This is a genomic window from Psychrobacillus sp. PGGUH221, from assembly GCF_042055255.1.
Classification (GTDB): Bacteria; Bacillota; Bacilli; order Bacillales_A; family Planococcaceae; genus Psychrobacillus.
Genome location: NZ_JAQMHQ010000001.1, coordinates 614,550 through 635,889 on the forward strand (window position 1 = coordinate 614,550; position 21,340 = coordinate 635,889).

The window sequence follows — 21,340 nt, forward strand, 5'->3', positions numbered from 1 at the left end:
TTTTTTACTCCGTTATTTCTTTTATTTCTTGTTTCGTCGTTTGACGATTATTGTTGTTTGCGTTCGGAACAGTCTCGTCATTTACACCATTGTTAGTACCAGTACCTGCGCCACCATCATTGCCGGCTGGATTGTTTTGGCCATTATTATTGTAATTGTCATTCGTATTTGTTCCACCTGTGCCGTTCATTCCATTGCCATTGTTATTATTCATATCAGGTGTGAGATCATTTACATCTTCTCGAACTTCTTCCATTGGTGTTTCGTTATTGTTCGGAGCTGCATTATCGTTATTATTACATCCTACCAATAAAAAAGCGCTTAATGCTATAGCAGGAACAGCTTTTTTCCACATAAAAAAATTCCTCCTTTTATGTTCATCACACTAAGGTGATTTACGATAGATTGTCCAGGAAAGGAGGGAACTATTCCATGGCATAAATGCCTGTTTTTTCATTATTGATTGTATCAGATTGCTTTTACTTCGTTATTTCTTTTATTTCTTGTTGCATCGTTTGACCAGTATCGTTGTTTGCATCTGGAACTAAGTCTTCATTGATCCCTTTGTTTTCATTTGGAACTACATCATCTAGACCGTTGTCTCCAGCACCACCATTATATCCACTTTCATTCGTGTTAGTGCCACCTATTCCATTCATGCCATTACCATTGTTATTATTCACATCAGGTGTAAGGTCGTTCATATCAGGAAAGAGGTCGTTAACATCCTCCCCAACTTCTTCCATTGGTGTTTCATCATTATTCGGTGCTGCATTATCATTATTATTACACCCAACCAATAAAAAGGCACTCAATGTTAAAGCAGGAACAGCTTTTTTCCACATAAAAAAATTCCTCCTTTTCTGGTTAATGTTCATCACACTATGGTGATTTACAATAGATTGTCCAGAAAGGAAGGAACTATCCTATGGCATTCCTGCCTGTTTTTTTGATTGAAAAAATGAAAAAAGTATAACCCTCTTTTAGAGCGGAATACTATTATTGATTGTCTACTACTGGTCCTAATGCGAAGAGGATATCAGCCTCACAAACAAGTTCACCGTCTACTGTTGCGATACCATGCCCTTTGCCCATAGCTCCACGAAGTTTAACTAGTTCTACTTCTAGCTTTAATTGATCACCTGGTTTAACTTGGCGTTTAAATCTGCAATTATCAATACCAGTGAAAAAAGCGAGTCTTCCTTTATTTTCAGGAATTTGAAGAACTGCTACTGCTCCAACTTGCGCTAATGCCTCTACAATTAATACTCCCGGCATCACTGGGTATCCTGGGAAATGGCCATTAAAAAATTCTTCATTTATCGTGACATTTTTAAGTCCTACTGCTCGTTTACCTTCTTCTACTTCAAGAATTCGATCAATCATTAAAAATGGATAACGATGAGGTAAAATCGCTTGAACTTGCTCTGTTGTTAACATAATTTTCCCTCCGATATGTCCCTATTTACCGTCTTTAATATCTAAAATATGCTGATACGTTTCCCATTTGAGTGCGTCTTTCGAAGATCCTTCTCCAAGGACCCCGTATCCAACCATTAAACCAGCTGCAGCTGCTCCTACAAGGAGTGCGATAACTATTAGTATACGCAGCCATATTGGGAACATGCGAATTTGGACCCAATTGATTTTTTTCGTTTCAGTTTTAGTTTCTTGCGCTTTTTCTATTTTTCGTTGTTGTCTGCCAGAAATTTTAACTTCTTCTGTCATGAGCCCAACTCCTTACGGAAAAGATTATCTTATTCCATTTATTAGACCTAACATTTGGTCTGCTATCGTTATTGATTTTGCACTGAATTGGTAAGAACGCTGAGCAGTCATTAACTCAGTCATTTCTTTTGACATATCTACATTAGACATTTCCAATACTTGATTCGTTAAAGCTATTTCACGACGTTCAGCACCTTGAAGGTCAATTATCACATCTTGTGCATTGACACCTAACTCTGCCAAATTGTTCGGCAATGCAATGTACGTCTCAGAAAGCTGTTCCATTAACTGTGGTTTTTGTAAAACAGAAACAGCTAATTCTCTTTGATCAGTAGAACCATCTGGATAATTTGCTGTTAGTACACCAGATTCATTTACAGAAAAACTTGAAACGTTATCTGGAATAGTAATTGCTTGTCCAGCTGCATCTGCCACAGGATAACCATCTCCTGTTACTAGCATTAAGTTCCCATTTTCCATTGGCGAAACATAAAATGCACCTTGACGAGTGTAAGCAGTCTGTTGGCCATTTTCTCCATCTGGCATTAAAACATTAAAATATTGCTTTGGTTCCTGAAAAGCAAAATCTAAATCACGTCCTGTAGATTGGAGACTTCCTTGCTTCCAGTTCATGGATGCCTGTGCAAGTGATGCTCCAACACCATATCGGATTCCTACGGGTGATTGACGATCTACTTTGTCCAACTTGTCATTGTTAAATTGTTGGTATAGAAGCTCTTGAAATTTTACATCTTTCGCTTTATAGCCATGCGTATTGGAGTTCGCAAGGTTGTTTCCAATAATGTCGATTTGACTTTGAAGCTGTGACATTGTATTCGTAGCTGTAACCATTGTACGTAACATCTATGGGTGCCTCCTCTTAAATTTAGAAAGAAGAATAAATTTTTCTATATTGTTACTGTCTAGCTTCCGACTTCTGTTGCCTTACGTATTTCTAATTTACTCGTCCTACTTCATTTACTGCTTTTTGCATGCTTTGGTCGTATGCTTGAAGTACTTTTTGATTTGCTTCAAAAGCTCGGTATGCTGTTAACATTTCCGTCATTGTTTTAGCCGTATCTACGTTGGAGCGTTCAATATATCCTTGTTGCATCGAAAAACTAACGTTTTCCGTATCGTAAGCTGAAGGCAAGTTTGTGCCATCCGCAGTTTTAAATAAACCATTGTCTTGTTTAATCAATGTTTCTGGTTGAGTGGAAAAAGAAACACCAATTTGCCCGATTGCCGCATCTTCTACATAAATCTGCCCATCACCGGCAACACGAAAATCATCATTTTGAAGCTGAATACGTTGCCCATTTGAATCAAGAACATACAGACCTTGAGGATTTGTTAAAAATCCTTCTGCATCTAATGTGAAGCTCCCATTGCGAGTGTATGCTTCACCTTCCACTGGATGCTGTAAACGATAAAAAATGGCACCTGGTTGACCCGTTTCTGCATCTTCTGGTAGTAAACCATCAATCAAAGAAATATCCGTATTCAAGCCCGTTTCTTGCAGCTGACCTTGCTGCATCAAAGCGATTGTTTCTTGCATATAAACACCAGTGCCTACTGCTCCAACACCTGTCGCATACTTTCCGTTGATAGGAGCATCCGTTGGAATATTAGAAGGACCTAATTTGGATAAAAACATTTCAGGGAATGATCTGATCGCTGATTGATCCGCTTTATATCCAGGCGTATTTGCGTTTGCCATATTATTTGTCAGTAATTCCGTTCTACGCTGTTGCGCAATCATTCCAGATGCAACTGTATGAAATCCACGAAACATTAGAATGCCTCCTCTTTGTCCAGCTGCAGAACCAGCCAGTTATCTTCTTGAGATTCTATCAATATTATCTAACATGATTCCGGTGCCTATCGCTACACAATCCATAGGGCTCTCTGCTATAAATACTGGCACTTTCAATTCTTCTACAAGAAGATGATCCATTCCATGTAAAAGTGCTCCCCCACCAGTAATGATTACGCCACGGTCAATTATATCTGCCGATAATTCAGGCGGTGTCTTTTCTAAAACATTTTTTGCAGCTTGTACAATAACAGAAACTGATTCGCGTAATGCTTTTTCAATTTCTTCTGAACGAATGGTAATGGTTCTTGGAAGTCCAGTTACCATATCACGTCCACGAATATCCATCTCTTCATTACGACTATTTGGAAATACAGTACCTATCGTAATTTTTATGTTTTCCGCTGTACGTTCCCCAATTAAAAGCTTGTACTCTTTTTTTATATATTGAAGGATGTCGTTGTCAAAAACATCTCCGGCAATTTTAATAGATTCAGAAGTAACGATGTCTCCCATTGAAAGTACTGCAACATCTGTAGTACCTCCACCGATATCTACTACCATATTACCGCTTGGTTGGAAAATATCCATTCCTGCTCCAATTGCTGCAACTTTAGGTTCCTCTTCCAAATACACTTTTTTACCGCCCGATTTTTCTGCTGCTTCTCGAATTGCTTTTTGTTCTACACTTGTAATGTTAGTAGGACAACAAATTAAAATGCGAGGCTTAGATAGAAATCCTTTTACGTTTAATTTGTTAATAAAATGCTTTAGCATTGCTTCTGTCACGTCAAAATCGGCAATTACTCCATCTTTTAGTGGGCGAATAGCAACAATATTCCCTGGTGTTCTGCCCACCATTTGACGTGCTTCTTCTCCAACTGCAAGCACTTTGTTCGTGCTTTTATCTATAGCAACTACGGATGGTTCATTTAAAACAATCCCTTTACCCTTTACATGAATTAATACGTTCGCTGTTCCTAAGTCGATTCCTATATCCTTCGCAAACATTAACAATGTTTCTCCTTCCCTACCTAAACCTTTTTATATGTATAATTCCATACGTCTCTAACTTATAATTTTATCATAGTTTTGTCATAAAAACACTTTTTTTATTGACAAATAAACCCTTACTATTTTCCTTCTTTTTGATTTTTATTCAGCAAATGGAGAATTATAGTAGAACTTTATAACTAGTTCTATATCATTTGTGTAACGGTATTATTTTCTAGTTTACCATTCCATTCAGAATGGCAAAAAAATATTTTAACATAACAAGACCAATTTTGTTTAAAACCGAGACCAATTATTCTCCATTCGAGACTATTTGAGACCATTGATCATAAAAGAGTAGCAAAAGGCAACTATTCCAAAAGAAAAAAGCCGTGATTTATTACAAATCACGACCTTTCCCATCTTCCTTTTTTGTTTTCCATTTTCGTTTCGTTGCCTCTCCACCGCGTAAATGCCTGACCGATTTATGATACGCAAGTATTTCTTTGACTTCTTTCGCCAATTGCGGATCCACTAAATGGAGCCTCTCCGTCAAATCCTTATGAACAGTGCTTTTAGAGTGACCGGTCGTGCTCGCGATGGCACGGACAGTTTTCTTTGTTTCAATTACCATTTCCCCTAAACGTATGCATCTATGACGTATCGTTTCGTGCACTAACTCTTCCTTTCGTTAGTAAAGGAACACTTTTCATCACTTTATGCAATCGTATCGGTTTTTATGAATTTCAAATTCGACTTGAGTGTTTACTTCTGCAAAACGCAGAAAAGACTACATCGAATTTATTCAATGTAGTCCGAACGAAATCTTTACCTCCATTGGAGGCTTTAAGTCCACTTGATGCTTGAAACTCAGGTTTAACCAGAATTCCCCATTTCAGCACATTCACGCTAAAATTTAAATAAATAATGTTTAAAACGCTAGTAATGATTCCGGATTGACTAGGATACCCTCTTCGTTATAAACCTCAAATTGCAAGTGAACACCTGCAGTAGGGTTCCATTCATTTTCAGATGAAGTTGCAAGTGCTTGTCCTTGCTCCACAACATCTCCTACTTTTACTAGAATGCCAGTGACAGAGCGATATTTTGTTTGCATACCATTTGCATGGGATAAGACGATTTCATCTCCTACAAAAGGATCTACGTTGACTGCTTCTACTTTTCCACTCATTGCTGCAACTACTTCGAATGGTTCTCCATTCATCGACAGGGATACACCCGTATTCGCTACATAGGTTTGATTGAACACGAGTAATGATTTTTCACGTGTCGCTTCATCTGCTTCCATGTCATAATAGTGCTGTACGACTTCCATGCTATCCAACAAAGTTTCTTTGAAAGGATATTTCATAGATTCTGCTTGTGCATTCGTTTCGATAGTTACTTTATCAGGATCCTTACTAGCATCGGTCCATTTGGACTCCCCTGCTGTATCCGTGTCAACAAACACGTTATACCCCCAAATCATTCCTACGAATGCTACCGAAAACCCCGCATAAATTAGTGGCCAAAACCACGGTTTCTTCGGATTTTTATTCTTCTGAGAAGGCTTGTTTGATTGTTCTTCTCTCATTTTCATCACCTCAATTGCTATTATTTGCATTTGAAGGAGATTTTAAACACGTTGAAAAACTTTTTATTTCTGTTCCTTTATAATAGTGAAGAAGAATGTCATGTGCACCTACAGAATCGTGTGCCAGCACCTCTGCACCGTACTGGCTCATCCCTACTCCATGCCCATATCCGACCGTATCTACTATCACCTTATCATTCTTGAATGTAACTTTGAAATCCGTAGAGGGTAGTCCTAGTAATGTCCGAACTTCACGGCCTGTCCACGTTTTGCCGTTTATTTGTACTGACTCTACGCGGTTAGAATCTGTCTTCGTCACTTGAAATGTTTTCGCTATACTTTCAGACCACTTTAATCCAAAAGCATTTGCCCATTCCTTCTTTGTATACTCGAATTGCTTGTTTACATTTGGCGCAAACAGCTCTTCCTCTTCACTCGGTACAGAAACTAAATACGGAATCGCATACCCACTATAATTTTCCGCACTCTCTGTTTGTCCATTACTAGTCGAAAAGAACATAGCCGTGATTAGCTGATCCTTATAAACAATGATTTCTCCCTCGGTAGAAGCGACGACTTTACGGAGTTTTTCCTCATATTCCTCAAAGGAAGATCCCCATTTTTTCTTTCGTTCTTCTTCGCTTGCATACACTTGTTTTTGCACCGTTTTTTCAATAGGCGTTTCCCCATAATTCGTCTCGCGTAACACATACGTCCGAGCAGCGATAGATTGTGCTTTTAAAGCCTCTTCATGAAAAGAAATAGGCATTTCCGCAGCTACAACTCCTAAAACGTACGTTTCGAGAGGAATCTTCTGTTGTTCCCCTTTCACTTCGATTAGTATTGGACATTCAATTTCAAAATCTAGTTCCAATGAGGGTGGTGATTTTGCGTCATGCTTTTCTTTGATTAATAAGAACGGTAGTAACAGGAGGCATATGACAATGAATAATAAGAGTATGTTTTGTTTCATAGAGGTACTATATGCTAGAAAGAGAGGGAAAATGAACAAGCATTTTTAGATGGAAAACTAATGAGAAGGAATTATTTAACATTAAATAACGTTATGTGGCAAAGGGGTCCTAATTTATGTTTAAAACATATAATTAAATGCTAAGAGCGATCAATTTATAACAAGAGCAACTAAATCTCTATTTGAGCAACTATATCATTTTTAAAGTGCAAAAATCTTATTTTGAAACACTTTTAGTTGCAAAAATTCGATTATTGAATCATTTTCATACAAAATAGACCTCAAGAATTGCATTCTAGTGATTTCTATATTTTCATCCAGATATGGTAACCTATGTGCGAGGTGAGAGAATGATAGCCAAAAAATATTCAGCTTCTCAATATGTTAAAGCACTACGCACACTATATAAACGCTTACCAAAAAATCATCCAAAGTTTTTCAAAATTAAAAATGAATTTTATCAAAATCAGGCAGGTGAAATAGGAGAAGAAGCGGTAATGAAAGTTCTTGAAAAATTGAAGTTGCCCTATAAGTTCTATGTTTTTCATAATATTTCTTTATACTCTGATACTCTTTTTCAAATGGATATTATTATTATTACTCCCTACTATGCATTAATCTTCGAAGTAAAAAATATTAACGGAGAAATAATCTTCACCGATCAACAATTGTTAAGAAAGCTTGAGACAGGTGAATCTCATACTTTTGAAAATCCTGTTCTTCAATTAGAGGAATATGAATATCAATTAATACAACTATTTAAATCTATAGGAATTTCTTTACCTATCTATAGTGCAGTCGTCTTTGCGTTTACCTCTAGTTATATAAAAGTTGCTCCTGCAAATAAAGCCCTTATATTTCGAAGAGGAATCAAACCCTTTATTAGAAGTATTAATGTTGGCCTACCTATTCTTACTGATTCGCAATTGGATTCCTTAAAGAACTATCTGCTTAAAAATAACAAAGATTTTCAACCATTTCCTTTAATCAATTACTTTGGTATAGAACCTAATTCTCTTCTAAAAGGAGTAGAATGTGTTTGTGGATATATTGGAATGAAAAAAGTAATTAGGAGCTGGTATTGTCCAGCGTGTAAAACTTATAACAAAAATGCACATGAAAGTACACTTAAAGATTATTTTTTTGTATTTAAAAATACTATAACAAATCAAGAATGCCAACAGTTCCTGTTGTTAAACAATAAGCATGAAGCTTCAAAAATATTAAGAAATCCATTATTAATAAGTACTGGTCAGTCTCGTAACAGAAAATACTCACTAATAAATGGAAAAGAGCAACCATCTTTTTCTAAAAGCAACCAAACTTAAAACGTAAGCAATCAAATTATTCTTAAAAGCAACTAATTCTTCTTACTTAGCAACCAAAAATATCCTTCGACAAAAAAAGCACCATGCATGTATGAATGCACAGTGCTTTACATATATTATACAAGTTGAATTGCTTTCTCTGGGCTTTCGGTACCGATTCTTTCAATATCCGCACCAAGTGCTGCCAGTTTTTTGTCGAAATCAACGTAGCCACGGTCTAAGTGATAAAGTTCAGTTACACGTGTAATACCTTCAGCTACAAGACCAGCGATAATAAGTGCTGCTGCTGCGCGTAAGTCCGTTGCTGCGACTTCTGCGCCTTGTAAATTAGATGGTGATTCCATAATTACAGAACGTCCTTCGATTTTCATGTTGCCATTCATTCGTCGGAATTCTTCCACATGCATAAAACGGTTTTCAAATACAGTTTCCGTGATGATTCCTGTACCATGCGCAGTCATCATCAATGCCATCATTTGTGATTGCATATCTGTAGGGAAACCAGGATGTGGCATTGTTTTAATATCAACTGATTTTAATGGTTCTGATGAACGTATACGTAACCCTTGATTTTCTTCGGTTACTTCTACACCCATTTCTTGCAGTTTTGAAATTAGTGCTGTCATATGCTCTGGTACAGCATTTTCGATTAGCACATCGCCTTTTGTAATTGCTGCAGCAACCATGAATGTTCCTGCTTCAATACGATCTGGGATGATATGGTGCTCTGTTCCGTGTAATTCAGTTACACCTTCAATACGAATTGTATCCGTACCGGCACCTTTGACGCTTCCCCCCATTTCGTTGATGAAGTTAGCTAAATCGACAATTTCCGGCTCTTTAGCAGCATTTTCGATAATCGTGATGCCTTCAGCAAGCGCTGCAGCAGTCATAATATTTTCTGTTGCTCCTACGCTTGGTACGTCTAAATAGATTTTAGCACCTTGTAAGCGTCCATTTGTTTTTGCTTCTACAAAGCCATGTCCGAACGAAATCTCTGCGCCCATCGCTTCAAAGCCTTTTAAATGCTGATCAATAGGGCGTGAGCCTATTGCACAACCACCTGGAAGAGCAACACGAGCAAAACCATTGCGCGCTAAAATTGGACCCATTACAAGTATAGATGCACGCATTTTACGCACATACTCAAATTGTGCTTCACTTGAAAGTCTCTCTTGAGAATCAATTATTACTTGATTTAGTTCTGGATTGTATATAACTTTTGTATTTAAACTTTTTAACACTTCATTAATTGTCAAAACGTCTGCTAGTGTAGGTACATCTTTGATTACATTTTGTCCTTTGGTGGCAAGTAAAGCAGCAGCAAGAACTGGTAGAACAGCATTTTTCGCGCCTTCCACTCTTACATTTCCTTTTAAAGTTTGACCGCCCTTAACAACGATTTTATCCACTTCTTTCCCTCCGCGTTCTTATCCTCATTTGCTCATATATAATCGAAAATATGTATGATGTCATTATTAGGAATTACAAAACAATATACATCATACAACGAATTTCGAGTATATACAAGCATCAAAAACACTATTTTTCACTGCTAATTTAGTTCATTTTCATTGCTATAGTATACGTTATACCCAGTCTTTTCGTGTAGATAATCTTAAATTACCCCAGTATGTTTCACATAAAACCTAATCGACAAAATATTTCCCAGGAAATAAGAGGAGATTCTACATGCTCATACAAACTACTCCATTATTTGCATGAGCATAAAGAATCTTTTTCCATTAATTAAATAGAAATGGCAATTGATTTGACCAATTCGTTAGATTTAAGAAAAAATTAGCAACAATTGAACCGATCATTATACTTATTAAGATAAATAAAAGCTGTGCCTGAAAAACTTTATTTTTTTTAATTACCTTTTCAATCATAATTGCTTGTAGTGCATAAAATGAAATACCGATAAAAAAGATATTTGCTAAAATAGCAATGATTGCCTGTTGGCCATTTAATAAAAACATTTCCATCCTCCTACATTTAAACTAGAATAGTAGCAGCGTAGCCCTATAAGAAAAAAACGGACAGAACTAGTTCTGCCCGTTTGTTAAATCAGTTAAAATCAAAATTGCCTGCACGATAAACTCCCATAAAATCCGTGACATTCACAGGAGGCAGTCCTTATTTATCACAGGAATAATAAGGTTTAAATGTTACCCTCATAAACGTTGATACGATTCATCGCACGTTTCAAGGCAAGTTCAGCACGATTGAAATCAGTTGAATCTTGCTTATGTTGAAGACGTTCTTCTGCACGTTTTACCGCTTCTTTTGCACGAGCTACATCGATATTTGAAGCAACTTCAGCAGATTGAGCTAAAATCGTTACCTTTTCAGGTCGAACTTCTACAAATCCACCGTTTACTGCTACATACTCTGATTTTCCATCTTTTTTCAATTTAACTGCACCGATTACAAGTGGCGCAACCATTGGAATATGGCCAGGTAAAATACCGATTTCACCAGATGCTGTTTTAGCGATAATCATGTCTACTTCAGAATCGTATACCGGGCCGTCGGGAGTGACAATATTGACTATAAGTGTCTTCATATTTTTTCCTCCTGGTCCGAATTATTATACTTCTACGCCCATGCTTTTCGCTTTTTCTATAACTTCTTCAATGCGTCCCACTAAACGGAAAGCATCTTCTGGTAAATGGTCATATTTTCCTTCAAGAATTTGTTTGAATCCTTCAACAGTTTCTTTAACTGGAACATAAGAACCTTTTTGACCTGTAAATTGTTCTGCAACATGGAAGTTTTGAGATAGGTAGAACTGAATACGACGTGCGCGGTTTACTACCAACTTGTCTTCGTCCCCTAATTCATCCATACCTAAGATTGCGATAATATCTTGAAGCTCTCTGTAGCGTTGTAATGTATATTGCACTTGACGTGCTACATCATAATGCTCTTGTCCTACGATTTCAGGTGAAAGCGCACGAGAAGAAGAAGCTAACGGATCAACCGCTGGGTAAATACCCATCTCAGATAATTTACGTTCTAAGTTTGTTGTCGCATCTAAGTGAGCGAAAGTTGTTGCTGGAGCTGGATCCGTATAGTCATCGGCTGGTACATAAATCGCTTGGATAGATGTAACAGAACCAGTATTTGTAGACGTGATACGCTCTTGTAATTGACCCATTTCAGTAGCAAGCGTTGGTTGGTAACCAGCTGCTGAAGGCATACGACCTAACAGAGCCGATACCTCAGAACCCGCTTGAGTGAAACGGAAGATATTGTCGATGAATAAAAGTACGTCTGCACCTTGCTCATCACGGAAATATTCAGCCATTGTAAGACCAGTTAAAGCTACACGCATACGTGCACCAGGTGGCTCATTCATTTGACCGAATACCATCGCTGTTTTCTTAATAACGCCAGAATCGCTCATCTCGTGGAATAAGTCATTTCCTTCACGTGTACGCTCACCAACACCAGCGAATACCGAAATACCACCATGTTCTTGAGCAATGTTGTTGATAAGTTCTTGGATAAGAACTGTTTTCCCTACTCCGGCACCACCGAATAGACCGATTTTACCACCTTTGATATATGGAGCTAAAAGGTCTACTACTTTGATACCTGTTTCAAGAATTTCAACTTCTGTCGAAAGATTTTCAAATGTTGGTGCTTGACGGTGAATTGGATCACGACGCTCTTCAGTCGGAATTTCTTCTCCTAAGTCAATTACATCACCAAGAACGTTAAATACGCGTCCTAAAGTTACATTACCAACCGGAACAGAAATTGCTGCACCAGCATCTATTACCTCTGCACCACGTTTAAGTCCGTCAGTAGATGACATTGCGATTGTGCGAACAGAATCATCCCCTAAGTGTAAAGCTACTTCTAACGTTAACGTAGTAGGAGCTTCGTTTGGACGTTCAATAGCTACAGTCAATGCATTATAGATAGCTGGTAATTGGCCGTTGTCAAACTTTACGTCAACAACTGGACCCATTACTTGTAGTACTTGTCCTTTGTTCACTACTGTTCCCTCCTGTCTTACTTTCTTTCTTTACCTATTCTAGAGCCGATGCACCGCCGACAATTTCCGTAATTTCTTGCGTAATCGCAGCTTGACGTGCTCGGTTATATACTAATGTTAAGTTACTAATCAAATCAGTTGCGTTGTCTGTCGCGGATTTCATCGCAGACATACGCGAAGCATGTTCACTTGCTTTACCGTCGAGTAATGCACCGAAAATTAGGCTTTCCGCATATTGAGGAAGTAACACTTCTAGAATTGCCTCACTTGAAGGTTCAAATTCATAAGAAGCAGTTGTGCCTTTTTCTACTGCAATATCCGTAAGTGGCAGTACCTTTTTCTCCGTTACTTCACTGGAGATGGCACTGACAAAGTGGTTATAGTACATATAAAGTTCATCATATGTACCATCCGTGAACATACCAACAGCTCTGCGCGCAATTTCTTTAATATCAGAAAAAGCTGGTTGGTCAGGCAAACCTATAACTTCCCCGATTACATTAGAACCACGTTTTACGAAGAAGTCACGTCCCATACGACCAATTGCCAGAATTACATACTCATCTTTTGAAGCGTGACGTTGTGCTATTGCATTGGCAACAGCGCGAATAACGTTACTGTTGTATGCTCCAGCTAAACCACGATCAGAAGTGATGACAAGATATGCAGTCTTTTTTACAGGACGGGTAGTTAACATTGGATGTCCACTATCACTTGTACCTGAAGCAATTGCACCGACTACCTCTTGAATTTTACCCATGTAAGGAACATATGCTTTTGCATTCTCCTCCGCACGGTTCAACTTAGAAGCAGAAACCATTTGCATAGCTTTTGTAATTTGACTTGTTTTCTTAGTTGACGTAATTTTGCTTTTAATGTCGCGTAATGATGCCACTGGTATTTCACCACCTTATTGTTTTTTTCACATCGACAAAGATATTATTCAGATATTGCGAAAGTTTTTTTGAATGCAGAAATAGCATTGTTCATATCTTCATCTGAAGGAAGAGCTTTAGTCGTGCGAATATGATCTAAAACGTTTGTGTGGTTTGTATCTAACCAGCTATATAACTCTGCTTCAAAGCGACTGATATCTTTAACTGGGATATCATCTAAATGGCCACGTGTTAGAGCATATAAAATCATAACTTGTTTTTCTACTTTAATAGGAGAGTTCAAGTCTTGTTTTAATACTTCTACAGTACGAACACCACGGTTAAGTTTCGCTTGAGTTGCAGCGTCAAGGTCTGAACCGAATTGAGCAAATGCTTCAAGCTCACGGTATGCAGCTAAGTCAAGACGTAGTGTACCCGCAACACTCTTCATTGCTTTAATTTGAGCTGATCCACCTACACGGGATACGGATAAACCAGCGTTGATCGCTGGACGTACACCAGAGAAGAATAAATCAGATTGTAAGAAAATTTGACCATCTGTAATCGAGATTACGTTTGTTGGAATGTAAGCAGAAATATCTCCTGCTTGTGTTTCAACGAATGGTAATGCAGTTATTGAACCTGCACCTAAAGTTTCATTTAACTTCGCAGCACGCTCAAGTAGACGGCTGTGTAAGTAGAATACATCCCCTGGATATGCTTCACGACCTGGAGGACGTTTAAGAAGTAATGAAAGTTCGCGGTATGCAGCAGCTTGTTTAGATAGATCATCATAAACGATCAATACGTGCTTACCATCGAACATGAATTCTTCCGCCATAGTTACACCAGCATAAGGCGCTAGGTATAATAATGGAGCTGGCGCAGATGCAGATGCAGTTACAACGATTGTGTAATCTAAAGCACCTTTTTTACGAAGTGTTTCTACTACGTTACGTACAGTCGATTCTTTTTGACCGATAGCAACATAGATACAAATCATATCTTGGTCTGCTTGGTTAAGAATTGTATCAATCGCAACAGATGTTTTACCTGTTTGACGGTCACCGATGATTAACTCACGTTGTCCACGTCCGATTGGTACAAGAGCGTCAATCGCTTTAATACCTGTTTGAAGTGGCTCATGTACAGATTTACGTGCCATAACCCCTTGCGCAGGACTTTCGATTGGACGAGATTTTGTAGTTGCAATAGGACCTTGTCCGTCAACTGGTTGGCCAAGTGGATTGACAACGCGGCCAATCAATTCTTTCCCAACAGGAACTTCCATAATACGGCCTGTTCGACGTACTTCATCGCCTTCTTTGATGTCTGTGTATGGTCCAAGGATAACGATACCAACGTTGTTCGCTTCCAAGTTTTGTGCCATACCTAAAACACCAGTTGAGAATTCTAAAAGCTCTCCAGCCATGACGTTGTCGAGGCCATGAGCACGCGCGATACCGTCACCAATTGTGATTACTGTACCAACGTCGCTAACTTTCATCTCAGATTCATAATTCTCAATCTGCTGTTTAATCAAGACACTGATTTCTTCAGCTTTGATGCTCATGTATGTCACCTCTCAAAATTCATAATATTAACCGATCAAGTTACGTTTTAAGCGATCTAATTTAGTACTTAGAGTGCTATCGTAAATGCGGTTTCCGATTTGAACACGAATTCCACCAATAATAGATGGATCTACAATGTTTTGAATACGTAAAGATTGTTTACCTACATTTTTTGCAAATACAGATGAAACGCTTGCACGTTCTTCTTCTGTTAAATCACGTGTAGTGTATACTTTCGCTTCTGCAATACCTTGTGCTTCATTCGAAAGTGTCATAAATTCAGAAATAATGTCTGAAACTTCGCTTAATCTCTTTTTATCAATTAGCACTAAAAGTGTATTGATAACGATAGGATTTGCATTAGCAAAAACTTCACGAATCAACTCTTTTTTCTTGTCTAAGGAAAGCTTTGGAGATGTGAATAGAGTTTTCAAATCTTTATTGCCATTCCAGACAACTTTAAGTTCACGTAAATCATTTTCTACTGATTGAAGCTCGTTTTTTTGTTGTGCTAGTTCGAACAATGCGATTGCGTAACGCTGTGCTGCAGTTGATTTACTCAATTAACTTCGCCTGCCTTCGCAATCGTTGCCTCGATTAGCGCACGATTATCTTCTTCCGAAACTTCTTTTTCAAGAACTTTGGACGCTGCAAGTACAGAAAGTGAAACTACTTCTTGTCGTACTGCCGCAATCGCTCTTTCTTTTTCTGTATCAATTTCACGGATAGCAGATTCTTTTAAACGCGCTGCTTCAGAACGAGCAGTTGTGATAATTTCTTCACGAGATGCTTCGCCTTGCTTTTTCGCATTTTCTACAATCGCTAGTGCTTCCGTGCGTGCTTCTTTAAGTAAGTCACGTTGTTCTTCCAGTAATCGCTCTGATTCTTGGCGGCTAGATTCAGCTGCTTCAATTTCACTTGCGATTAATTCTTCACGTTGAGTCATAATCCCCATTAATGGACCCCAAGCTACTTTCTTTAAAAGTACAAGAAGTAAAATAAAGAAGAATAATGTAGCAAAGATATCCCAGGTGTTAAAACCACTATGGGCTTCAGCACCAAGTACAAGGTAATCAAAAGACACGATTGTTTCACTCCTTTCAAACGCTAATAAGAGATCTTGCTTCTATAATGTATAAATGTATTTATTGTTTTCTAATTCATAAAGAGAATGGCGGATAAAAAACCCGCCATTATAGATTTTGTAAGTGGTTATTATTTGTTTAATACGATGAAAGCGATAACTGCTGCGATAATTGGAATCGCCTCAACTAATGCTACCCCGATGAACATAACTGTTTGTAAAGCTCCACGTGCTTCTGGTTGACGAGCAATACCTTCTACTGTTTTTGAAACGATTAAACCGTTACCGATACCTGCACCAAGTGCACCTAAACCGATTGCTATAGCTGCTGCTAAAAGACCAACTGAACCTACCATTGTGTAATTTCCTCCTTGGAATGTTGTTTTTTTTTATTTATTTCTGCCTAGTTACCTAAACAGTTATATTAATGGTCTGACGACACTTTATGTGACATATAAACCATTGTTAACATAACGAAAATGAATGCTTGGATCCCACCTATAAATAGGGAGAAACCTTGCCATGCCATTGCTGGAATAATTGCTCCAACAAAGCCGAAAATACTAGAAGTTGCTAATCCTGCGATCAGTCCTAAAAGAACTTCCCCCGCATAGATGTTACCGTAAAGACGAAGACCAAGTGTCAACGTATTTGCGAATTCCTCAATAATTTTTAATGGAAATAAAAATGGAAGTGGTTTTAAATAAGTATCTACATTATATTGTTTAAAACCTTTCATTTGAATTCCGTAGTAGTGCGTTAAAACGATGATCATAACGGATAATGTCATGGTAATGGTTGGGTCTGCTGTTGGAGATTTCCACCAAAGTACCCCATCATACGTGATGGCAAATGGAAGACCTAATACGTTTGCTACTGCAATAAACATAATTAGCGTGATCCCAAGTACATGGAAACGCCCACCTGTTTTCCAGTCGAAATTACTTTTAATAATTCCCTTCACAAAATCCATAATCCATTCCATGAAGTTCTGCATACCAGTCGGTTTCATTTTCAAGTTTCTTGTCGCAATATAAGCAATTAAGAAAACGATAAGTGTAGTTACCGCAAGCATTAAAATGTTTGACCAGTTTCCATACAGTCCTAAAAACTTGAACGTTGGATTTGCATGTTCCACGATTCATTCACCTCTCTTTCACAATCTCATAGTTAATGTCTTGCATGAAACACAATTCTTTCTACTATTAGTAGAACATAGGGAATCATTAATCCGATAACTGTGCTGATCAGATGTATGTACTCTGGAAGGGCAAGGGCAATTGCAACAGCCGCAACACCTGATGCGAAGCGAAAAGTTGTGCCGAGACCTGCTCGTCCTTTTCCATTTGTCAACACTCGATCAAATTTCTCCATTCTACGTACTAGAATCCAGAAATTATACAGACCAAATAAAGAACCTAGTGCTAAGCCCGCAAATATTGTCGAATATGGGGTAAATCCCCAACCTAGCGCACATGCTCCGAGCAAAAAAAATATGTACTTTTTCTGCTTCGTATAAATACGTTGCATTTCCTGCATGGGTCTTCAGTCTCCTGAATCATATTTTCGAATGGTAGTAATAATAGCGAACACACCAACCGTAAGGCCAGCGAGTAAACATATTACTAAAAATACTGGAGTGGTTCTAAATGTATCGTCTATCCACATTCCTGTGAATATACCTATTAAGATAGAACCTACAAGCTGTGAGAGAATCGCAGAATACATCGCTATCCCTTGTAACGGACGTCTATTTCGACGCATAAAAGAGTCCTCACGTTTTTCCTATTTAAGTAAAAACTGTGAAACTAGTAGAAAGTTGATACGACAAGTGTTTCGAGCATGAAACCCCTATCATTGATATCCTTTGTAAGCATACAATAGGGGCAATTTGATGTCAATTAGAAGTAGTGAAATTCTTCACATATACTTCACAATTGACATCTTATCGACAAATTTAATAGAGTCAATTTACTGCTTTTTCTTAAAAAGTCATAAATGATTCTATTTACCCAATTACTTCGTACCGAATAGTCTGTCTCCTGCATCTCCTAACCCTGGAACAATATAGCCATGGTCATTTAGCTTTTCATCTAAAGCTGCAATATAAATATCTACATCTGGATGAGCTTTTTTCAATGCTTCTACACCCTCTGGAGCAGCAATCAGACACATAAATTTAATGCTCGTTGCACCACGCTTTTTCAAAGAGTTAACTGCTTCAATTGCAGAACCTCCAGTTGCAAGCATCGGATCTACAAGGATGAAATCACGTTCTGCTACATCTGCGGGAAGCTTTACATAATACTCAACTGGTTGCAATGTTTCTGGATCTCGATAAAGACCAACATGTCCAACCTTCGCAGCTGGGATGAGTTTTAAGATTCCATCAATCATTCCGATACCTGCACGTAAAATAGGAACGATCCCTATTTTCTTTCCAGCAAGTACTTTTGATTTTGTTTTTTGTACAGGAGTCTCCACTTCTGTCTCCTCTAATGGTAAATCACGTGTAATCTCAAACGCCATGAGTGTCGCAACCTCGTCTACAAGTTCACGAAACTCTTTAGTTCCAGTGTTTACATCACGGATATATGTAAGTTTGTGTTGAATGAGTGGATGATCAAATACAAATACTTTTGGCATATGGCGTATCTCCTTCACGTTTTATTTGCAATTCTACTAATTATAACAAAAGAATATGGTTACATACTAGTAATCCTACGTTCTTAATATTGCGTCTATTTTAAGCTGACATAGGATTGTAAATATATTGTCATTGATTGCCTTTGTTCTTTTTCCCACTCCTCACATATTGCCCAATAGTCTTTTTTAAAATTCATTCAAAAATAAAATATAGGAACATCCATTTTTCAAGTTGAAATGAAAGGTTAGACAGTATACAAGCGAAAAAGCTACTTTTCCAAAGAAAAGTAGCCTTCATATTACTAAACTATTAATTGTATAATGGGAATCTTGCTGTTAATGTAGAAACACGTTCTTTAGATTCTTTAAGTACAGCTTCGTCTTCATGGTTTTTCAGAAGTTTTGCAATGATTGAAGCGATTTCTTTCATTTCTTCTTCTTTAAATCCACGTGATGTAACTGCTGGAGTACCAATACGAACTCCTGAAGTAATGAAAGGACTAGATGTATCAAAAGGAATCGTATTTTTATTTACAGTAATTCCAACCTCATCTAATACATGCTCCGCTACCTTACCTGTTAAATCTAAAACAGAAACGTCTAATAGCATCACGTGATTATCAGTTCCACCAGAAACAATACGTATACCTTCTGCAGTTAAGCTATCTGCAAGAGTTTTAGCATTAGCAATCACTTGTGCTTGATACTCTTTAAATTCAGGTTTTTGAGCTTCCCCAAATGCTACAGCTTTTGCAGCAATTACATGCATTAATGGTCCACCTTGAATTCCAGGGAAAATTGTTTTATCAATTTTCTTAGCAAACTCTTCAGTTGTTAAGATTAATCCACCACGTGGTCCACGTAATGTTTTATGTGTCGTCGATGTAACGAAATGTGCATATGGAACTGGATTCGGATGAAGTCCAGCTGCTACTAAACCTGCAATATGTGCCATATCTACAAACAAGTATGCTCCTACTTCATCAGCAATTTCACGGAATTTAGCAAAGTCGATAGTACGTGAATACGCACTTGCTCCAGCTACGATCATTTTAGGCTTATGTTCTAATGCAATCGCACGAACATTTTCATAGTCGATCGTTTCTGTTTCTTTATCCACACCATAATCGATGAAGTTATATTGAATTCCACTAAAGTTAACTGGAGAACCGTGCGTTAAGTGACCACCATGGGAAAGATTCATACCTAAAATTGTGTCACCTGGTTGTAACGCAGTCATATATACTGCCATATTCGCTTGAGAACCTGAATGTGGTTGAACATTTGCATGCTCAGCTCCAAAAATTTCTTTTAATCGATCACGAGCGATATTTTCCACTACATCAACATGCTCACAGCCACCATAGTAGCGTTTACCTGGATAGCCTTCTGCATATTTATTTGTCAGTACAGAGCCTTGCGCTTCCATAACTGCTTCTGAAACAAAGTTTTCTGATGCAATTAACTCAATATTTGCTTGTTGACGTTTTTTCTCTGCCAGCATAGCTTCATGTACCGCTGGATCTTGTGCTAAAATCTTTTCCACTCTTAGTTCCTCCTCCAATATCATCCGTAAAATGCACGTTCTCCGCCAATTAGCTTTGGACGTGTTCTCGCAATCGTAACGATCGCTTCCCCAATATGCTTTGTGGACACGCGAATCGGAACAGCAACAGGTTTCAATTGCATACCAATAAGCGTTTGTCCTATGTCAATGCCGGCATGTGCTTGTACATGCTCGACAACTACAGGGTCTTGAAATTGAGTGTACGCATAGGCAGACATAGAGCCACCTGCACGAACAACTGGAATAACCGAAACTTCTGGTAATCGATAGAGAAGCTGGGTTTCTCTTTCCATTGTTATTGCTCGATTTATATGTTCACAACCTTGAAATGCTAAATGAACCTTATTTCGATCAGCAAAAGCACGCAAAGGTTCATATAAAACCTCGGCTACCTCTAAGCCACCAGCAGTACCAATTTTCTCGCCGATAATTTCCGAAGTTGAACAGCCAATAACAAATAGATCATTCTCTTTTAAGAACGCTTGCTGCTCAACCTCGAGTAGAAGCTGTTCTATTTGTTGTTTCCACAAACTTTTCGCTTCCATCTAATAATCGCCTTCTTCTATTTATAAATTAGTTCTCTAATGCCGAAATTTTTTCTACACGGCGCTCGTGACGTCCACCTTCAAAGTCTTGTGCAAGCCAAGTAGCTACGATTTCTCTAGCAAGTCCTGGACCTATTACACGTTCACCCATTGCAAGAACATTAGAGTCGTTATGACATCTTGTTGCTTTTGCAGAAAATACATCATGCACTAATGCACATCGAATACCTTTTACTTTATTCGCCGCAATCGACATACCAATACCTGTACCACAAATTAATATACCACGATCAAACTTCCCATTTGCCACACCTTCTGCTACCGGCATTGCATAATCAGGATAATCGACTGAATCATCGTTTGCTGGACCGAAATCCTCATAGGAAAGTCCAAGCTCTTCTAATTGTTGAATAATTTCTTTACGGAGATTATTACCACCGTGATCGGAAGAAATCGCTATTTTCAAATCGTTCCCTCTTTTCTGTTCATATTCCTACTCATCATACCATTATTCTGCACAAAAAAATACAATTCACACGAAGTGAATTGTATTTTTTGACGAATTTCTGTCATTTCTTTTAAAATACTTGTTATTTTAATATATTCTT

At 38.0% G+C, this 21,340-nt stretch carries 27 protein-coding genes; 1 reads left to right on the forward strand and 26 read right to left on the reverse strand.

Annotation, left to right across the window (positions count from 1 at the left end; translation table 11 throughout):
* Positions 1–4: 4 nt before the first annotated feature.
* From PGC35_RS02775 to spoIID, 10 genes are all read right to left on the reverse strand, one after another.
* A complete protein-coding gene (locus tag PGC35_RS02775; protein ID WP_375218111.1) occupies positions 5–355 on the reverse strand; it encodes a hypothetical protein in 351 nt (116 codons plus the stop codon).
* 124 nt (positions 356–479) lie between these two features.
* Positions 480–845, reverse strand: coding sequence for a hypothetical protein (locus PGC35_RS02780; RefSeq protein ID WP_375218112.1), 366 nt, complete (start codon positions 843–845; stop codon positions 480–482).
* Positions 846–999: 154 nt separating this feature from the next.
* Positions 1,000–1,440: a 3-hydroxyacyl-ACP dehydratase FabZ gene (gene fabZ / locus PGC35_RS02785; RefSeq protein ID WP_053590503.1), complete on the reverse strand. Its 441-nt coding sequence runs from the start codon at positions 1,438–1,440 to the stop codon at positions 1,000–1,002.
* A 21-nt stretch (positions 1,441–1,461) separates the two neighbouring features.
* On the reverse strand, positions 1,462–1,728 hold the full coding sequence (locus PGC35_RS02790) for a DNA-directed RNA polymerase subunit beta (RefSeq protein ID WP_375218113.1): 267 nt from the start codon (positions 1,726–1,728) through the stop codon (positions 1,462–1,464).
* Positions 1,729–1,752: 24 nt separating this feature from the next.
* The gene (locus PGC35_RS02795) at positions 1,753–2,592 is read right to left on the reverse strand and encodes a flagellar hook-basal body protein (RefSeq protein WP_375218114.1); all 840 of its coding nucleotides are present in this window, start codon (positions 2,590–2,592) and stop codon (positions 1,753–1,755) included.
* Positions 2,593–2,683: 91 nt separating this feature from the next.
* Complete coding sequence (locus tag PGC35_RS02800; protein WP_375218115.1) at positions 2,684–3,523, reverse strand: flagellar hook-basal body protein; 840 nt, start codon at positions 3,521–3,523, stop codon at positions 2,684–2,686.
* Positions 3,524–3,562: 39 nt separating this feature from the next.
* A complete protein-coding gene (gene mreB / locus PGC35_RS02805; RefSeq protein WP_375218116.1) occupies positions 3,563–4,555 on the reverse strand; it encodes a rod shape-determining protein in 993 nt (330 codons plus the stop codon).
* Positions 4,556–4,937: 382 nt separating this feature from the next.
* Positions 4,938–5,213 carry a sporulation transcriptional regulator SpoIIID gene (locus tag PGC35_RS02810; RefSeq protein ID WP_053590508.1) on the reverse strand — a complete coding sequence of 92 codons (276 nt, stop codon included), beginning with the start codon at positions 5,211–5,213 and terminating at the stop codon, positions 4,938–4,940.
* Between the two features lie 255 nt (positions 5,214–5,468).
* Entirely contained in the window at positions 5,469–6,131 is a 663-nt protein-coding gene (locus tag PGC35_RS02815) for a M23 family metallopeptidase (protein ID WP_053590509.1), read from the reverse strand.
* Between the two features lie 10 nt (positions 6,132–6,141).
* Positions 6,142–7,104: a stage II sporulation protein D gene (gene spoIID, locus PGC35_RS02820; RefSeq protein ID WP_375218117.1), complete on the reverse strand. Its 963-nt coding sequence runs from the start codon at positions 7,102–7,104 to the stop codon at positions 6,142–6,144.
* Positions 7,105–7,454: 350 nt separating this feature from the next.
* Between spoIID and PGC35_RS02825 the strand changes: the two genes are divergently transcribed.
* Positions 7,455–8,432 carry a nuclease-related domain-containing protein gene (locus PGC35_RS02825; protein WP_375218118.1) on the forward strand — a complete coding sequence of 326 codons (978 nt, stop codon included), beginning with the start codon at positions 7,455–7,457 and terminating at the stop codon, positions 8,430–8,432.
* Between the two features lie 116 nt (positions 8,433–8,548).
* Here PGC35_RS02825 and murA read toward each other — a convergent pair whose 3' ends face one another.
* From murA to rpiB, 16 genes are all read right to left on the reverse strand, one after another.
* Positions 8,549–9,844: a UDP-N-acetylglucosamine 1-carboxyvinyltransferase gene (murA, locus tag PGC35_RS02830; RefSeq protein WP_375218119.1), complete on the reverse strand. Its 1,296-nt coding sequence runs from the start codon at positions 9,842–9,844 to the stop codon at positions 8,549–8,551.
* Between the two features lie 333 nt (positions 9,845–10,177).
* Entirely contained in the window at positions 10,178–10,414 is a 237-nt protein-coding gene (locus PGC35_RS02835; protein WP_375218120.1) for a DUF1146 family protein, read from the reverse strand.
* A gap of 182 nt (positions 10,415–10,596) precedes the next feature.
* Positions 10,597–11,001: a F0F1 ATP synthase subunit epsilon gene (locus PGC35_RS02840; RefSeq protein WP_375218121.1), complete on the reverse strand. Its 405-nt coding sequence runs from the start codon at positions 10,999–11,001 to the stop codon at positions 10,597–10,599.
* A gap of 24 nt (positions 11,002–11,025) precedes the next feature.
* On the reverse strand, positions 11,026–12,441 hold the full coding sequence (gene atpD, locus PGC35_RS02845) for a F0F1 ATP synthase subunit beta (RefSeq protein ID WP_375218122.1): 1,416 nt from the start codon (positions 12,439–12,441) through the stop codon (positions 11,026–11,028).
* Positions 12,442–12,475: 34 nt separating this feature from the next.
* On the reverse strand, positions 12,476–13,336 hold the full coding sequence (locus PGC35_RS02850) for a F0F1 ATP synthase subunit gamma (protein WP_053590516.1): 861 nt from the start codon (positions 13,334–13,336) through the stop codon (positions 12,476–12,478).
* A 44-nt stretch (positions 13,337–13,380) separates the two neighbouring features.
* Positions 13,381–14,889, reverse strand: coding sequence for a F0F1 ATP synthase subunit alpha (gene atpA, locus PGC35_RS02855; protein WP_375218123.1), 1,509 nt, complete (start codon positions 14,887–14,889; stop codon positions 13,381–13,383).
* Positions 14,890–14,916: 27 nt separating this feature from the next.
* The gene (locus PGC35_RS02860) at positions 14,917–15,453 is read right to left on the reverse strand and encodes a F0F1 ATP synthase subunit delta (protein WP_053590518.1); all 537 of its coding nucleotides are present in this window, start codon (positions 15,451–15,453) and stop codon (positions 14,917–14,919) included.
* Complete coding sequence (gene atpF, locus PGC35_RS02865) at positions 15,450–15,974, reverse strand: F0F1 ATP synthase subunit B (RefSeq protein ID WP_053590519.1); 525 nt, start codon at positions 15,972–15,974, stop codon at positions 15,450–15,452. The genes PGC35_RS02860 and atpF overlap by 4 nt, the downstream gene beginning before the upstream one ends.
* A gap of 131 nt (positions 15,975–16,105) precedes the next feature.
* Positions 16,106–16,330: a F0F1 ATP synthase subunit C gene (atpE, locus tag PGC35_RS02870; protein WP_053590520.1), complete on the reverse strand. Its 225-nt coding sequence runs from the start codon at positions 16,328–16,330 to the stop codon at positions 16,106–16,108.
* 68 nt (positions 16,331–16,398) lie between these two features.
* Positions 16,399–17,112 (reverse strand): F0F1 ATP synthase subunit A, encoded by a 714-nt coding sequence (gene atpB / locus PGC35_RS02875; protein ID WP_053590521.1) that lies wholly within the window; start codon positions 17,110–17,112, stop codon positions 16,399–16,401.
* A gap of 32 nt (positions 17,113–17,144) precedes the next feature.
* The gene (locus tag PGC35_RS02880) at positions 17,145–17,513 is read right to left on the reverse strand and encodes an ATP synthase subunit I (protein WP_375218124.1); all 369 of its coding nucleotides are present in this window, start codon (positions 17,511–17,513) and stop codon (positions 17,145–17,147) included.
* 6 nt (positions 17,514–17,519) lie between these two features.
* Positions 17,520–17,738 carry an AtpZ/AtpI family protein gene (locus PGC35_RS02885; protein ID WP_053590523.1) on the reverse strand — a complete coding sequence of 73 codons (219 nt, stop codon included), beginning with the start codon at positions 17,736–17,738 and terminating at the stop codon, positions 17,520–17,522.
* 252 nt (positions 17,739–17,990) lie between these two features.
* The gene (gene upp, locus PGC35_RS02890; protein ID WP_053590524.1) at positions 17,991–18,620 is read right to left on the reverse strand and encodes a uracil phosphoribosyltransferase; all 630 of its coding nucleotides are present in this window, start codon (positions 18,618–18,620) and stop codon (positions 17,991–17,993) included.
* 310 nt (positions 18,621–18,930) lie between these two features.
* The gene (locus PGC35_RS02895) at positions 18,931–20,166 is read right to left on the reverse strand and encodes a serine hydroxymethyltransferase (protein ID WP_375218125.1); all 1,236 of its coding nucleotides are present in this window, start codon (positions 20,164–20,166) and stop codon (positions 18,931–18,933) included.
* Positions 20,167–20,186: 20 nt separating this feature from the next.
* Entirely contained in the window at positions 20,187–20,732 is a 546-nt protein-coding gene (locus PGC35_RS02900) for a TIGR01440 family protein (RefSeq protein ID WP_056828050.1), read from the reverse strand.
* Positions 20,733–20,760: 28 nt separating this feature from the next.
* Positions 20,761–21,198, reverse strand: a complete 438-nt coding sequence (gene rpiB, locus PGC35_RS02905; protein WP_375218126.1) for a ribose 5-phosphate isomerase B — start codon at positions 21,196–21,198, stop codon at positions 20,761–20,763.
* Between the last annotated feature and the right edge of the window lie 142 nt (positions 21,199–21,340).

Bases quoted from the DNA above. Each gene is read 5' to 3' on its own strand.
- PGC35_RS02840 (WP_375218121.1), bottom strand. From the start codon at position 11,001: ATGAAGACACTTATAGTCAATATTGTCACTCCCGACGGCCCGGTATAC.
- PGC35_RS02800 (WP_375218115.1), bottom strand. From the start codon at position 3,523: ATGTTTCGTGGATTTCATACAGTTGCATCTGGAATGATTGCGCAACAG.
- atpA (WP_375218123.1), bottom strand. From the start codon at position 14,889: ATGAGCATCAAAGCTGAAGAAATCAGTGTCTTGATTAAACAGCAGATT.
- mreB (WP_375218116.1), bottom strand. From the start codon at position 4,555: ATGTTTGCGAAGGATATAGGAATCGACTTAGGAACAGCGAACGTATTA.
- PGC35_RS02825 (WP_375218118.1), top strand. From the start codon at position 7,455: ATGATAGCCAAAAAATATTCAGCTTCTCAATATGTTAAAGCACTACGC.
- PGC35_RS02775 (WP_375218111.1), bottom strand. From the start codon at position 355: ATGTGGAAAAAAGCTGTTCCTGCTATAGCATTAAGCGCTTTTTTATTG.
- atpE (WP_053590520.1), bottom strand. From the start codon at position 16,330: ATGGTAGGTTCAGTTGGTCTTTTAGCAGCAGCTATAGCAATCGGTTTA.
- fabZ (WP_053590503.1), bottom strand. From the start codon at position 1,440: ATGTTAACAACAGAGCAAGTTCAAGCGATTTTACCTCATCGTTATCCA.
- spoIID (WP_375218117.1), bottom strand. From the start codon at position 7,104: ATGAAACAAAACATACTCTTATTATTCATTGTCATATGCCTCCTGTTA.
- PGC35_RS02780 (WP_375218112.1), bottom strand. From the start codon at position 845: ATGTGGAAAAAAGCTGTTCCTGCTTTAACATTGAGTGCCTTTTTATTG.
- PGC35_RS02795 (WP_375218114.1), bottom strand. From the start codon at position 2,592: ATGTTACGTACAATGGTTACAGCTACGAATACAATGTCACAGCTTCAA.
- PGC35_RS02815 (WP_053590509.1), bottom strand. From the start codon at position 6,131: ATGAGAGAAGAACAATCAAACAAGCCTTCTCAGAAGAATAAAAATCCG.
- PGC35_RS02880 (WP_375218124.1), bottom strand. From the start codon at position 17,513: ATGCAGGAAATGCAACGTATTTATACGAAGCAGAAAAAGTACATATTT.
- PGC35_RS02885 (WP_053590523.1), bottom strand. From the start codon at position 17,738: ATGCGTCGAAATAGACGTCCGTTACAAGGGATAGCGATGTATTCTGCG.
- PGC35_RS02790 (WP_375218113.1), bottom strand. From the start codon at position 1,728: ATGACAGAAGAAGTTAAAATTTCTGGCAGACAACAACGAAAAATAGAA.
- PGC35_RS02835 (WP_375218120.1), bottom strand. From the start codon at position 10,414: ATGTTTTTATTAAATGGCCAACAGGCAATCATTGCTATTTTAGCAAAT.
- PGC35_RS02900 (WP_056828050.1), bottom strand. From the start codon at position 20,732: ATGGAAGCGAAAAGTTTGTGGAAACAACAAATAGAACAGCTTCTACTC.
- upp (WP_053590524.1), bottom strand. From the start codon at position 18,620: ATGCCAAAAGTATTTGTATTTGATCATCCACTCATTCAACACAAACTT.